Origin of the sequence: Anaeromyxobacter sp. (genome assembly GCA_016718565.1) — a bacterium.
Classification (GTDB): domain Bacteria; phylum Myxococcota; class Myxococcia; order Myxococcales; family Anaeromyxobacteraceae; genus JADKCZ01.
On record JADKCZ010000018.1, the window covers coordinates 467,600 to 481,405 of the forward strand.

Annotated in this window: 12 protein-coding genes; 2 read left to right on the forward strand and 10 right to left on the reverse strand. The window is 77.1% G+C overall.

Features of this window, described 5'->3' with window-relative positions:
- Positions 1 to 5: 5 nt before the first annotated feature.
- The 9 genes from IPO09_21175 to IPO09_21215 all read right to left on the reverse strand — a co-directional run bounded on the left by IPO09_21175 (position 6) and on the right by IPO09_21215 (position 10,624).
- The gene (locus IPO09_21175) at positions 6 to 1,091 is read right to left on the reverse strand and encodes an LptF/LptG family permease (GenBank protein MBK9519786.1); all 1,086 of its coding nucleotides are present in this window, start codon (positions 1,089 to 1,091) and stop codon (positions 6 to 8) included.
- Entirely contained in the window at positions 1,088 to 2,200 is a 1,113-nt protein-coding gene (locus tag IPO09_21180) for an LptF/LptG family permease (protein ID MBK9519787.1), read from the reverse strand. The genes IPO09_21175 and IPO09_21180 overlap by 4 nt, the downstream gene beginning before the upstream one ends.
- A gap of 24 nt (positions 2,201 to 2,224) precedes the next feature.
- Positions 2,225 to 2,707, reverse strand: coding sequence for a 5-(carboxyamino)imidazole ribonucleotide mutase (purE, locus tag IPO09_21185; protein MBK9519788.1), 483 nt, complete (start codon positions 2,705 to 2,707; stop codon positions 2,225 to 2,227).
- A gap of 20 nt (positions 2,708 to 2,727) precedes the next feature.
- Positions 2,728 to 3,990 (reverse strand): phosphoribosylamine--glycine ligase, encoded by a 1,263-nt coding sequence (purD, locus tag IPO09_21190; GenBank protein MBK9519789.1) that lies wholly within the window; start codon positions 3,988 to 3,990, stop codon positions 2,728 to 2,730.
- Positions 3,991 to 4,064: 74 nt separating this feature from the next.
- Positions 4,065 to 6,065, reverse strand: coding sequence for a hypothetical protein (locus IPO09_21195; protein MBK9519790.1), 2,001 nt, complete (start codon positions 6,063 to 6,065; stop codon positions 4,065 to 4,067).
- Between the two features lie 34 nt (positions 6,066 to 6,099).
- Complete coding sequence (gene purH / locus IPO09_21200) at positions 6,100 to 7,674, reverse strand: bifunctional phosphoribosylaminoimidazolecarboxamide formyltransferase/IMP cyclohydrolase (protein MBK9519791.1); 1,575 nt, start codon at positions 7,672 to 7,674, stop codon at positions 6,100 to 6,102.
- Positions 7,675 to 7,743: 69 nt separating this feature from the next.
- On the reverse strand, positions 7,744 to 8,253 hold the full coding sequence (locus tag IPO09_21205) for a DNA-binding protein (protein ID MBK9519792.1): 510 nt from the start codon (positions 8,251 to 8,253) through the stop codon (positions 7,744 to 7,746).
- Between the two features lie 49 nt (positions 8,254 to 8,302).
- Positions 8,303 to 8,842, reverse strand: a complete 540-nt coding sequence (locus IPO09_21210) for a MerR family transcriptional regulator (GenBank protein ID MBK9519793.1) — start codon at positions 8,840 to 8,842, stop codon at positions 8,303 to 8,305.
- A gap of 270 nt (positions 8,843 to 9,112) precedes the next feature.
- Positions 9,113 to 10,624 carry a serine/threonine protein kinase gene (locus tag IPO09_21215; protein ID MBK9519794.1) on the reverse strand — a complete coding sequence of 504 codons (1,512 nt, stop codon included), beginning with the start codon at positions 10,622 to 10,624 and terminating at the stop codon, positions 9,113 to 9,115.
- Positions 10,625 to 10,982: 358 nt separating this feature from the next.
- Here IPO09_21215 and IPO09_21220 point away from each other — a divergent pair, with 358 nt between their 5' ends.
- A complete protein-coding gene (locus IPO09_21220) occupies positions 10,983 to 12,764 on the forward strand; it encodes a TldD/PmbA family protein (protein MBK9519795.1) in 1,782 nt (593 codons plus the stop codon).
- A complete protein-coding gene (locus tag IPO09_21225; GenBank protein ID MBK9519796.1) occupies positions 12,761 to 13,246 on the forward strand; it encodes a hypothetical protein in 486 nt (161 codons plus the stop codon). Before IPO09_21220 ends, IPO09_21225 begins: the two co-directional genes overlap by 4 nt.
- 28 nt (positions 13,247 to 13,274) lie before the next feature.
- Here IPO09_21225 and IPO09_21230 read toward each other — a convergent pair whose 3' ends face one another.
- A complete protein-coding gene (locus tag IPO09_21230) occupies positions 13,275 to 13,661 on the reverse strand; it encodes a hypothetical protein (protein MBK9519797.1) in 387 nt (128 codons plus the stop codon).
- Between the last annotated feature and the right edge of the window lie 145 nt (positions 13,662 to 13,806).

Consider the following 13,806-nt stretch of genomic DNA (forward strand, 5'->3'; position numbering starts at 1 on the left):
CCTCGTCAGGCGGCCCGGCGCACGGCCAGGGTCCCGACCGCCAGGAAGAGCAGGTCGGGCGTCCAGGCCGCCACCATCGGCGAGAGCCGCCCGGACAGGCCCAGCGCCATGCAGACACCCTGGGCGCCCCACAGCAGCAGCGACACGCCCACCGCCTCCAGCAGCGAGACCGAGACGTGGCCCCGCCGGCTGCGGCGCAGCGCCAGCGCCACGGCCAGGAGCACGCCCGGCACCGCTGAGAGCGGGTAGGCCATCCGGTTGGCGCGCTCCAGCTCGAACTCGGCCGAGGGCTGCCCGAGCCTGCGGCGCAGGTCGATCTGGGTCGAGAGCACCGCGTGGCTGAGCTGGGAGGGGCGGCCCGGCGTCAGCTCGAAGGAGCCGGGCGGCTCGTCGAAGCGGAAGAGCCGCTCGGCCCACCGCTCCACCCGGCTCTCGCCGTCGGGCCCGAAGGTCCGCTCCTCCACGTCGGCCAGGCGCCAGGCCCCATCCTCGGCCGGCTCCATGCGGACGGCGTCCACCCGGCGGGCCAGGTGGAACCCGGGGGTCACCTCCAGCACCGTGACCCGCTCGAAGCCGCCGCCCGGCAGGGCGCCGCGCAGGTGGTAGATGCGCCGGCCGTCGGCCCCGCGGAACCAGCGCTTGGGCTCCTGCCAGGCCATCCAGCGCCGGTAGCTGCCGCCGCGGCCGAAGCGGGTGGCCGAGATCTCCTCGGCGCGCTGCGCCGCGTGCACCCCCACCAGGTCGTGCAGCCCACCCATCACGACGGCCACCAGCAGCGCCGTGGCCACCATGGGCAGCGCCAGCCGCCACGGCCCCAGCCCCACCGAGCGGAGCGCGGTCCACTCGCGGGTCTGGCGCAGGCCGCTGGTGGCCACCGCCGCCCCCAGCAGCATGGCCGCCGGCGCCATCTGCGCCGCCACCACCGCCGCCTTGTTGGCGTAGAGCTCCAGCGCCGCCAGGACCCAGCCGCTGCCGCGGATGACGTGGGCGTTGTCGACGAAGTCCACCACCAGGAACACGGCCACCACGCCCGTCAGGGCCGCCAGGAAGGCCAGGGCCGCGCGGGTCGCCACGTAGCGCGCCAGGATCACCGCACCGCCCCCGGGCCGCGCCGCGCCAGCAGCCAGCAGAGCCCCAGCCCGACCGCCACCAGCACCACCGTGGAGAGCTGCAGCGCCAGGGCGGGCGGCAGCACCCCGCGCTCCGCCAGCACCTCGCCGCCGCGCAGCAGCAGGTAGTGGGCCAGCACCCCCGCCACCGCCGCGCCGATGCCGGCCGCCCGGCCGCCCCGCCGCATGGCGGCGATGGGCACGGCCATCAGGGCGAAGCCCAGCACCGCCAGGGGCGAGGCCAGGCGGCGGTGCAGGGCCACCTCGGCGGCCAGCCGCGCCGGCTCGGGGCGCCCCGGCGCCGGGCGGGCCCGCTCGGCCAGCTCGGCCGAGCTCATGGCCTTGGTGGAGCCCGAGAGGACGTTCTTGTCGGTGATGGCCGTGCCCAGCCCCAGCGAGACCGCGGCGCGCCGGAAGGCGGCCAGCACGTACTCCTCGGCCTGGGCCTCCTCGCGGTGCAGCTCGCCCGCCTCCAGCACCAGCCGCATCTCCTCGCCCGCCCCCACCGGCTCGAGCCGCCCACGCCGCGCCAGCGCCAGCATCGGCGCCGCCGGGTCGGTGCGGTCGGAGATGAGCACGTTGGTCCAGCCCTCCGGCCCCACCTGCTCGGCGTAGACGGTGAACTGGGGGATCTCCTCGAAGAAGGTGCCGGCCCGCACGTTGGCCGTGACGTTCTGCTTGATGAGCTCGTTGAAGCGCAGCTGCGCCTCGCGCAGCCCGGCCGGCTCCACCTCCAGCGAGAGCCAGGTGCCCAGCCCCGCCAGCGCCAGCCCGATGACCACCGGCACCCGCACCAGGCGCACCGGCGAGAGGCCGGCCGCGCCGATGGCCATGATCTCCCGGTCGTCGGCCAGCCGGCCGGTGCCGAGGATGCCGCCCAGCAGGAAGGAGACCGGCATGACGTAGCCGAGGAAGTGCGGCAGCAGCGCCAGCACCACGCCGCCCAGGTCGGCCGCCGAGACGCCGGCGCCGAAGAGGATGTCGGCGCGGGCCAGGATCTGGGTGACCAGCAGGATCTGCACCAGGAACAGGAGCGCCGCCCCGAAGGGCAGCAGGATCTCCTTCGCCAGGTAGCGGTCCAGCCGGCCCACGCGCCCTCCCCCTCCCGGGCCCGCTCAGGTCCCGGCCAGCTTGGCCTGGAGCGCGGCGTCCTTGGCCTCGACCTCCAGGGCCATGCGGGCGCGCTGCTCGCGGACCTTCTCGGCCACCGCCGGGTCGCCCAGCGCCAGGATGCGCGCCGCCAGCAGCCCGGCGTTGCGAGCGCCGGCCTTGCCGATGGCCAGGGTCCCCACCGGCACGCCGGCCGGCATCTGGGCGATGGCCAGCAGGGCGTCGAGCCCCTTCAGGTCGCTGGCCGCCAGCGGCACGCCCAGCACCGGCAGCCCGGTCTCGGCCGCCACCACGCCCGCCAGGTGGGCGGCCGCCCCGGCGCCGCAGATGATCACCTGGATGCCGCGCCCGGCCGCCTGGCGGGCCAGCTCGCCGGTGCGGGCCGGCGTGCGGTGGGCCGAGGAGACGTGCACCTCGCTGTCGACGCCCATCTCGAGCAGCGCCTTGCGGGCCTCGGCCATGACCTCCCAGTCCGAGTCCGACCCCATGAGGATGAGAACCCTGGTGTTCACGTGGTCACCCCGATGTCCTTGCGGAACTGCATGCCGCGGAAGCGCAGCTGGGCCACCGCCCCGTAGGCGCGGCGGGCGGCGTCGTCGAGCCCGGCGCCCAGCCCGCAGACCGTGAGCACCCGCCCCCCGGCGGTGCACAGGCGCCCCTCGGCGTCCCGGGTGGTGGCGCCCTGGAAGACCTGGATGTCGGGGGCGAAGGTGGCCTCGGCCCCGCTGATGTCGTCGCCGGTGGTGACCCGGCCCGGGTAGCCCTCGGCGGCCAGCACCACGCCCACCGCGGCCCGCGGGTCGAGCTCCAGCGGCACGTCCGCCAGGTCGCCCCGGGCGGCCGCCACCAGCAGGGGCACCAGGTCGCTCTTCACCCGCATCAGGATGGGCTGCGTCTCGGGGTCGCCCAGCCGGGCGTTGAACTCCAGCACCTTGGGCCCCTTGGGCGTGAGCATCAACCCGGCGTAGAGCGCCCCGCGGAAGGTGCGGCCCCGCCCCGCCAGCTCGCGCAGGGCCGGCACCATCACCGTGCGCTGCACGTCGGCCAGCTGGTCGGCCGTCACCTTGGGCGTGGGGCAGAAGGCGCCCATGCCGCCGGTGTTGGGGCCGCGGTCGCCGTCGAAGATCCGCTTGTGGTCCTGCGCCGCCGGCAGCATGCGCACCCGGCGCCCGTCGGTGAGGCAGATGCAGCTGGCCTCCGGTCCGCTCAGCTTCTCCTCCAGCAGCACGGTGGCGCCGGCCGCGCCGTGCACCCGGTCCACCAGGATCTCCTGCAGCGCCCTGGCCACCTCCTCCAGCGAGGCGCAGACCACCACGCCCTTGCCGGCGGCCAGGCCGTCGGCCTTGACCACCACCTGGCCGTCGCGCGCCTTGGCCCAGGCCAGCGCCGGCTCCGGCGCCGTGAAGGTGGCGAAGTCGGCGGTGGGGATGCCGGCGGCCCGCATCACGTCCTTGGCGAAGGCCTTGGAGCCCTCGATCTCGGCGGCGGCGGCGGTGGGCCCGAAGGCCAGGATCCCGGCGGCCGCCAGCCTGTCCACCAGGCCGGCCACCAGCGGCGCCTCCGGCCCCACCACCACCAGATCCATCCGCTCCCGACGGGCGAAGGCGGTCAGCCCCTCCACGTCGTCGGACCTGACGGGGACCAGCGTGGCCAGCGTGCCGATGCCGGGGTTGCCCGGCGCCGCGAACAAGGCGGTGACGAGCGGGGACTGGGCGATCTTCCAGGCGAGGGCGTGCTCACGACCGCCCGAGCCGACGACGAGGACGCGCATGGGGCGGGATTTATACCACTCCCGGGCAGCCGGAGTGCCCGCGCAGCACCCCCGCCCCCGCCCCCGCCGAGCCGCTACCGGACGGGCCGGCCCCCGGCGAGGTCCAGCAGCAGGCCCCGCGCCGCCGAGAGCCCGGGGTCCTCGGCCAGGAGTCCGCGGGCCAGGGCCGCCGCCTCGGCGGAGGCCTCCTTGGTGCGGGCCGTGCGGGCCAGGAGGCGCGCCCGGCCCAGCCTGGCCGCGGCCCCGCCCCTGCCAGGGGCGGCTGGAGCCGCAGCGCCGGAGCCGTCGGGGTCCGCCACCCCCCCCTCCTCCTGGGCGGCGGCCGCCGCGGCGGCCCGGGCGGCCTCGGGCAGCCGACCGGCCGCCAGCAGCGCCCGCGCCAGCACCCCGCCCACCGCCTCGGCGCCCGGCAGCCCCTGCGCCGCCGCGGCATGCCGCAGCGCCTCGGCCGGGCGTCCGCGGTCGAGCGCCGCCTGCGCCAGCAGGACCCGCGCGCCCCCGGCGCGGCGGTCCCCCGCCAGGACCCTGCCGGCGTACCGCTCGGCCGCCGGGGCCAGGCCCAGCTCCAGCGCGCAGGCCGCGGCGGCCAGCAGCGCCGTCCGGGCCGCCTCCGGCTCGGCCCGCGCGATCCCCTCGAAGCGGCCGATGGCCTCGAAGATCGCCGCCGGCCCCTCCCAGCACGCCACCGGCTGCCGCCGCAGCCGCCCCTCCACCGGGTCGAGGGCCAGCGCCCGCCGCGCCAGCGCCAGGGCCGGGCCGGTGTAGCCGAGGCGGGCGGCGGCGGCCCCGGCCACCAGCGCCACGGCGGGCTCGCGGGGCGAGGACTCGGCCCAGCCCCGCCAGGCGTCCGCGGCCTCGTCGAGGGTGGCCGACCCGAGCTCGGCCTGCCGGGCCGCCAGCAGCGCCGCCACGGCGGGCCCGCAGCGGTCGCCCACCACCCCGGCCGCCTCGCGCAGGGCGGCCCGGTCCTGGCGCCGGAAGGCCAGCACCGCCGCCTGGTGCTGCGCCGGCGCGCTGGCCGGCACGCGCGCCAGCGCGGCCGCCACCAGGCGGGCGGCGCCGGGGTCGTCGCCGGCGGACAGGGCGAGCGCGGCCCGCAGGGCGTCGATGCGGGCCAGCAGGTACGGGTCGACGGCCAGCGCCGACGCCTCGTCGAGCAGCCGGCCCGCCTCCTCCGGCCGCCCCTCGAGCTGCGCCGCCAGGCGCGCCAGCAGGAAGGCCGGGAGGGCCGCCCTCGGGTCCTGGGCCCGCCAGGCGCGCAGCCGGAGCGACGCCTCGGCGTGCCGCCCGGAGGCGGCCTCCACCTCGGCGGCCAGCTCCTGCAGCCCGGGGTGGGTCGGGGTCAGCGCCAGCCGGGCCTCGGCGTGGGCCAGGGCCCCCTCGGCGTCGCCTCCGGCCCAGCGGGCGCGCGCCGCGGCGGCGAGGAGCCGGCGGTCCTGGGGGTGGAGGGCGGCTGCGCGCTCCAGCGCCTGGGCCGCGGCGGCCGGGTCGCCGGGCAGGAGGGCCAGCCCGCCCGCCAGCGCCGCCGACGAGGCGGCCGTGGCGCCGGCTCCACCGGCGGCGGTCGCGGCGCCGGCCTGGGCGCGGCGCGAGGCGTCCAGCGCCTCCTCCCGGTTGCGCGCCGAGGGCACCAGCAGGAGCAGCCGGGCCTGGGCGCCCATGAGGTCGGACCGGCCCGGGGAGGCCGCCAGGGCCCAGGCCAGCAGGGCGTGCGCCTCCTGGAGCCCCTGCCCGTCCGCCACCTCGCCGGCCCCGTCGGCGAAGGCGGTCGCCAGGCAGGCCACCGCCTCGGGGCGGGCCGCGTCCTGCACCAGCACGGCGCGGCAGGCGGCGGTCGCGAGAGCCACGCCCCCGGGCTGATCGGCGGCCAGCGCCTCGGCGGCGCGGGCCAGCAGCTCGTCGGCGGCGCCGCGCGGCAGGGCCGGGTCGGCGCGCCAGGCGGCCGCGCGCTCCTCCACCGGCGTGGGCGGGCGCGGCGGCGGCGCGGCCGGACAGCCGGCCAGGGCCACGGCGGCGAGGCCTGCCAGCAGCCGGGGCGGGGCCGGGCGCGGGGAGCGGGGGCGCGGCGGGGGCATGCGCCGAGCCTACCGCAGCCCCCCGGCCTCGCGGCTAGTGGCGGAAGTGGCGCATGCCGGTCGCCACCATGGCGATCCCGGCGGCGTCGGCGGCGGCCACCACCTCGGCGTCGCGCATCGACCCGCCGGGCTGGATGATGGCCGTGGCGCCGGCCTTGATGATCTCCTCCACGCCGTCGGCGAAGGGGAAGAAGGCGTCGGAGCCGACGCTGGCGCCGCGCACCGGCAGCTGCGCCTTCATGACCGCGGTCTTGACCGACTCGACGCGGCTGGTCTGCCCGCCGCCGATGGCCACGGTCCGGTCGCCCGCGGCGAAGACGATGGCGTTCGACTTGACGTGCTTGACCACCTTCCAGGCGAAGAGGAGGTCCCGCCACTCCGCCTCGGTGGGGGCGCGCCTGGTCATGACCTTGCAGTCCTCGCGGCGCACCGCCCCGAGGTCGCGGTCCATCACCAGCACGCCGCCGGTGATGGAGCGCAGCTCGCGCCCCTCCTCCGGGCGGCGCCGCCAGCTGGCGCGCGGCTGGCCCAGCCGCGGCGACTCCAGCAGGCGCAGGTTCTTCTTGGCGGCCAGCAGGGCGCGGGCGCCGGGGTCGTAGGCCGGCGCGATGACGCACTCGAGGAAGAGGTCGGTGAGCTCGCGGGCGGCCGCCTCGTCCACCGGCCGGTTGAGCGCCACGATGCCGCCGAAGGCCGAGACCGGATCGCAGGCGCGGGCGCGGGCGAAGGCCTCGCCAGGGGTGGCGCCCAGCGACACGCCGCAGGGGGTGTTGTGCTTGATGACCACCGCGGCCGGGCCCTCGAACTCCTTCACGCCGGCGATGGCGGCCTCCAGGTCGAGGAGGTTGTTGTAGCTCAGCTCCTTGCCCTGCAGGATGCTGGCGAAGGCCACGGTGGGCTCCTCCGGCTCGCGCCCGGCCCGGTAGAAGGCGCCGGCCTGGTGGGGGTTCTCGCCGTAGCGCAGGTCCTGCACCTTGGTGAAGACCGCGCCCAGGGTGGCGGGGAAGTGGGCCGGCGCCGCGGCCGGGGTGGCGCGGGCGGTGAGGTACTCGGAGATGGCCGCGTCGTAGGCCGCCGTGTGGGCGAAGGCCTTCTTCATGAGGTCGAAGCGGGTGGCCTCGGAGAGGGCCCGCCCGGCCTCCAGCTCCTCGGCGACCCGCGGGTAGTCGGCCGGGTCCACCACCACGCCCACGTGGGCCATGTTCTTGGCGGCGCTGCGGACCATGGTCGGTCCGCCGATGTCGATCTCCTCGACGCACTCGGCGAAGGCCTTGCCGGCCGCCACCGCCTCGCGGAACGGGTAGAGGTTCACCACCACCAGGTCGATGGGCGGGATGTCACGGGCCGCCACGTCGGCCTCGTCGGAGGCCAGCCCGCGCCGGTAGAGGATCCCGCCGTGCACCCGCGGATGGAGGGTCTTGACCCTCCCGCCCAGGATCTCGGGGGCCTGGGTGAAGTCGCCCACCGAGGTGACCGGCACGCCGGCCTCGACCAGCGCCTTCTGCGTGCCGCCGGTGGAGAGGAGCTCGACGCCCAGGGCGGCGAGCCGTTTCGCGAAGGGGACGAGACCGGTCTTGTCGGAGACCGAGAGCAGGGCGCGGCGGACCATGGGGGCAACCTCCGGAAGGGTGCCCCGTTTAGCAGCCGCCACCGGCCGTTTCAAGGCCGGCGAGCCAGGTCAGCGCGCGCCGTCGGGTCGGTCGAGCCCGGGCTTGCCGCTGCGGGGCTCGTCCTCGGCGATGGCCCGGAGCTTGAGCAGCCCGCGGGTCTCGACCTGCCGGATGCGCTCGCGGGTGAGGTTCATGATGGCCCCCACCTCCTCCAGCGTGATGCCGCCCTTGTCGGCGACGTCGAGCGCGCAGGTGTGCTCGAGCTCCCAGACCTCCTTGTCCGGGAAGTTGAGCTTGATCGACCCGGTGGACGGGTTCACGTCCAGGTAGAGGTGGTGCTTGCAGGAGATGAACATGCAGGGGCGCGGGCCGGTGGCGCACTCGGCGCGCTCCCGGGGCCGCCCCGCCTCGATCTCCCGCATGACGGCGTCCAGGTCGGGATCCGGCACGCCCGACTGGCGCTGCCGCCGCAGGTCGCGCGCGATCTCCTTGCGCGACATGGTCTTCGACCGACGCCGCTCGGGCGCCTCGCCGTCCACCGGCTCCGACGGGCCCTCGCTCCGCTTCGCTTCGCTCATCCCCGACCCCTTCCCCACCGACCCAAGGCGCCGTCTCCGGCGCCACCTGTCACCGCCCGACGGACGCGGCCCCCGCGCCCGGACTCCGCGACCCGGCGGCCTCCGCCGCCCCGATCGAGGTCACCGCACCACCCACCCGCTCCAGCCGGCGCAGCGCCGCCCTGGCCTCGCGCTCCGCCCGGCCCAGCTCCACCGCGAACTGGCGCCGCCGCGGGTGGACCTTGGCCCTGGCGGCGATGGCGGCCACCAGGTCCGCCAGCCCCTGCTCCACGTCCTCGAGCTGGTTGCGGACCGTGACGAAGCTACCGCGGATGTCCTCCACGGTGTAGCCCTCCGCCATCATCCGCTTGACCAGCGCGATGCGGCGCACCACCGCCACCGGGTAGAGCCCGGTCGAGCCGGTGTGCTTGCCCTTGCGCCCCACCCGCCGGCTCCGCGGCAGCAGCCCGAGCTGCACGTACTTGCGGAACGTCGACGCCGACAGCCGCGCCCCCCGCGCCTCGAAGAGCCGCACCACCTCGCCGCTGGTGATGCCGGCGGCGCGCTCGCGCTCCAGGTGGTCCAGCTCGGCGTCGGAGAGGAAATCCATTCGATCCATGGCTTGAAAATCGGCGTGGGAAAACTTGATTTCGAATTTATGGCATTGAGTGGAGATCGTCAACGACCATCGGTTCGGGTGACGCGGCGGGGCCGTCGCGTGTTCGTGGGACGCCGATCGGCGGATGGAGCTGGCGCGATCGCGGGCACGCCGCGCCGGCGGCCGCGCGCGCGGACTCACCGCGGCGGGTGCCGGCTCAGGCGCGAGGAGGCGGGATGCCGCCGGCCACGGGCCGGCCGGCGCGGGGGCCAGGCGCGCGCGTCAGCGCTGCAGCCTGGGGCGCCACCGGTGCACGCGGCCGGCCTCGACCGTCACCTCGAGCTGGTCTCGGCCGAGATCGTCGTTGGCGGCCTGCAGCAGGTGGTGGCCGGCCGGGAGCTCGAGGTCGATGGGCGTGTCCCCGCGCAGCGCGCCGTCCACCCAGACGGTGGCCAGCGGGATGGGGGCGATGACCAGGCGGCCGACGCCCCGCCGCTGGCCCTCGGCGTCGAGGTCCGGATCGATCTCCAGCGGCCCCGCCGCGCCGCGGCCGGGCGCCGCCAGGCCGCCGGCGCCCGGCGCGGGGGCTCCAGCCGGCGCGGCGGTGGCCGGCGGCCCGTCACCCGCCAGGCCGGCGCGCAGCGCCAGCCCCGCCAGCACGGCCGCCAGCGCCACGGCGGCGCCGCGGGCGGCCAGACGCCCGGCGCCAGGCCGTCCGGCGGCCGACCCGGCCGCGGCCGGAGGAGGCGCCCCGGGCGGCGGGAGCTCCACGGTCCGGGTGGCGGCGTCGGGGCCGGCCGGTTCGCGCTGGCCCGCGCCGGCGGATCGCGCCACGGGCCGCACCGCCGTGGCCGCCGTCGGCGCGCCGGACCCCGCCTCGCCGTCCGGCCAGAGCCGGCGCATGAAGGCCCGCAGGTCGACGTCCTCCGGCGTGCGCACCAGCCCCAGCAGCACCGCGGCCAGGGCCGCCCCGAGCTCGCCCGCCGTGGCGGTCCGCTCGGCCGGGTCGCGGCGCAGCGCGGCCAGCACCGCCGCGTCCAGCGCGCCGGAGACCTGCTCGTTCCAGGCCGAGGGCGGGGAGACCGGCGCGTCTCCCTGGACCGCCGCCAGCGTGGCCGCGTCGCTCTCCCGGGCGAAGAGCCGGCGGCCGGCGCAGAGCTCCCACACCACCACCCCCAGCGAGAAGACGTCGGCGCGGGCGTCCACCGGCTCGCCGCGCGCCTGCTCGGGCGCCATGTAGGCCAGCTTGCCCTTCACCGTGCCCGGGTCGGTCAGCCCGGCCTGGCTCATGGCCCGGGCGATGCCGAAGTCGGCCAGCTTCACCTCGCCCTCGAAGGAGACCAGCACGTTGGGCGGCGAGACGTCGCGGTGCACCAGGCCGAGCGGCCGGCCACCCTCGGTGAGCCGGTGGGCGTAGTCGAGCGCCCTGGCCACCTCGACCCCCAGGTGGAGCGCCCGCGGCAGCCCGAGCCGGGCGCCCACCTCGCGGCAGCGCTCCACCACCCGGCCCAGGTCCCGGCCACGCACCAGCTCCATGGCGATGGCGTGGCGCCCGTCCTGCTCCACCAGCTCGAAGACCTGCACCACGTTGGCGTGGGTGAGGCGGGCCGCCAGGCGTGCCTCCTCCAGGAACATGCGGGCGAAGTCGCTGCGCGCGCCGTGCTCGCCGCGCACCAGCTTGAGGGCCACCTCCTTCTCCACCCCGGCCGGCCCGGCCACGCGCGCCCGCCAGACCTCCGCCATGCCGCCTGAGGCGATGGGCTCGAGGAGCTGGTACCTGCCGAACGCGCGCACGGAGGGTGGATTGTACCCGCGGTCCGGGCGGCGGGCGAGAATGGGGGTGTGGGGTCGCTGTCGAAGCGCCCCCTCACCCCGGCCCTCTCCCCGGGGGGGAGCGGGAGAGCGGAACCGAGGTCGAGGTCGGGGTCGGGGTCGGGGTCGAGGTCGGGGTCGGGGTCGGGGTCGGAGGTCGGGGTCGAGGTCGGGGGTGGGTGGGGGGGGTGGGGGGGGGGGGGGGGGGTCGAGGTCGAGGCCGCCCCGCCCCGGTCGTGAGCCCGGACCGCGCCCGTGTTACACGGGGGGCGTGCTCCCGCTCCTCGCCGCGCTGCTGCTCGCCGCCGCTCCCGACCCGCGCCTCGGGGCGCTCGCCGCCATGGGCGAGGAGCTGGAGCGGTCCAGCGCCAGGCTGGCGCTCGAGGGGTTCGAGCGCCCCTACTACCTGGGCTACCAGCTCCGCGAGGTGTCGTCCCACGAGGTGAGCGGCCGGTACGGCGCCGTGATGGACGACCTGTCGCGCCGCGACCGCACCCTCTTCGTGGAGGTGCGGGTCGGCAGCCACCAGCTCGACTCCTCGGGCAGCGCCGAGGAGGTGCTGGTGCTCGGCGGGGAGCAGCCGACCTGGTACGCGCCCAAGGACGCGCCGCTCGACGACGACCCGCAGGCGCTCCGCAGCGCCCTCTGGCTGCTCACCGACGAGCGCTACAAGGAGGCGCTGGCCAGCTGGTTCAAGAAGCGCTCCCGCCAGGTCTACCGGCGAGACGAGCCCGACCGCGCGCCCAGCTTCTCGCGCGAGGAGCCGTCGCGCCACCTGGACGCCCCCCTCCCCTTCCCCTTCGACCGGGAGCGCTGGCGCCGCGCCGTGCGCGACACCTCGCGGGCCTTCCGCGACCAGCCCCACGTCTTCGACGCGCAGGTCCGGGTCACCGCCGAGAAGCAGGTCCGCTGGCTGGTCACCAGCGAGGGGACCCGGCTGGTCACCGAGCAGGCGCTCTACGCCGTGCACCTGGCGGCGGTGGCGCGGGCCGACGACGGCCAGCTGCTCGACGGCGGGCGCGACTTCTACGCCCCCAGCGAGGCCGGCCTGCCCGGCCCCGCCGCGCTCGCCGAGGCGGCGCGCGCCGTGGCGGCCGAGCTGCTGGCGCTGCGCCGCGCGCCCGCCATCGACCCGTACACCGGCCCGGCCATCCTGGAGCCGGAGGCCACCGGCGTGCTGTTCCACGAGGCCGTGGGCCACCGCCTGGAGGGCGAGCGGCTCGACGACGACAAGGAGGGGCAGACCTACCAGGGCCAGATCGGCCAGCCGGTCCTGCCCGGCTTCCTCTCCATCGTGGACGACCCCACCCTGGCCGCGGCCGGCGGCGTGGCCCTCAACGGCACCTACGCCTTCGACGACCAGGGCGTGCCGGCGCAGCGGACCCAGCTGGTGAAGGACGGCCGGCTGGTGGGGTTCCTGCTCTCGCGCAAGCCGGTGCGCCCCTTCGAGCGCTCCAACGGCCACGGGCGCGCCCAGGGGTCCCGCCAGGCGGTGGCGCGCATGGCCAACCTGGTGGTGGAGTCGTCCAGGCGGCTGCCGCGCGCCGAGCTGAAGCGCCTCCTCATGGAGGAGGCGCGCCGCCAGGGGAAGCCCTACGGCCTGCTCATCCGCGACATCACCGGCGGCAACACCAACACCATGTCGTTCGGCTACCAGGCCTTCAAGGGCACGCCGCGGCTGGTCTCGCGGGTGGACGCCACCACCGGCGAGGAGACCCTGGTGCGCGGCGTGGAGCTGGTGGGCACGCCCCTCAGCAGCGTCAACAAGGTGCTGGCCACCGGCGACGAGGTGCGCGTCTTCAACGGCTTCTGTGGCGCCGAGAGCGGCTACGTGCCGGTCTCGACGGTGGCGCCGGCCGCGCTGGTGGGCGAGATCGAGCTGCAGCGCGTGGCCCGCGCCAGCGAGCGCGGGCCCATCCTGCCGTCGCCGTGGCAGGTCGCGCCACCGAACTCGGTCCCGACCTCGGTCCCGAACTCGGTCCCGACCTCGACCCCGACCTCGACCCCGACCCCGACCCCGACCTCGACCCCGACCTCGACCTCGACCTCGACCCCGACCCCGACCCCGACCCCGGCCCCGACCCCGGCCCCACTCCCACCCCCGAGCCCGACCGCCCCGTGACCCTGCTCCCGCTGCCGCCGCTCGCCGCCGTCCTCCTGCGCCCCCGCCGCGACGCGCTGGCCGCCTTCCTGGCGCTCGGCTGGCGCCCCTGGTCCCGCCCGCCCGGCCTCGACGCCGAGCGCCGTCGCACCCTGAACGTGGATCTCTCCGAGCCCGAGGTCTCGCTCGACGCCGGCGGCACCACCCGCGCGGTGGCCCACCTGGAGACCGACCTGTCCGGGCTGGTGACGATGGTTGAGGTGGTGTCCACCGACCCGGCCGAGCCGGCCCGCGTGGCGGCGGTGCTGCTGGGCGCGGAGCCGGGCGAGCCGCGCACCGGCGGCGGCGCCGCGGCGCGCGAGTGGATCTGGGGACCGGAGGCCGGGGTGGAGGCGCGGGTCGAGGGTGAGCCGGTGCGGCTCTGGATCTGCGCCGAGCAGGCCTACGGCGACCGGCTCTGGCTGGTGGCCACCGTGGTGCGCCGCGCCGGCGACGAGGACTGACCCGGCCGGCCCGGCGCGGGCCGCTGGCTCAGGCGGCGCTGCCGTCCAGCACCGAGGCCACCCAGGCCTGCGCCTGCGCCTCCTCCGGGAAGGGCTTCACCTTCACCGGCCGGTCGCGCAGGGTGTTGGCGACCGAGAAGCCGCGGGTGGCGATGGAGACCCCGGCGTTGCTGGTGACGATGGCCATGGCGGCGATCTTGATGAGCGGATCGCCGGTGATGCCGAGCCAGTAGCTGGGCACCGCCGGGTCCACCATCCTGACGGTGCTCCCCACCACGAAGACCACGCCGACCGGCCTCTGCAGCGAGGCCTCGCGCAGCGCCGCCTCCAGCGCCTTCTGGCTCTCGGGGGACAGATCCTCTGCTGAGGCGTAGCGCACGGTGAAGACGCCGCCCCGGTTCTCGAACGAGCTCATGCCCGAATCCTAGCAGGGGTCGGACGGGCCGACCGGGTCCGGCGCGACCCACCCGGCTGGACTTTCCTGGCCCGGTTGAGGATATCTAGGCCCAATCCGAACAGCAGGACCGGCCGCAGGGCTCACCTCGCCACACCGGCGCAGG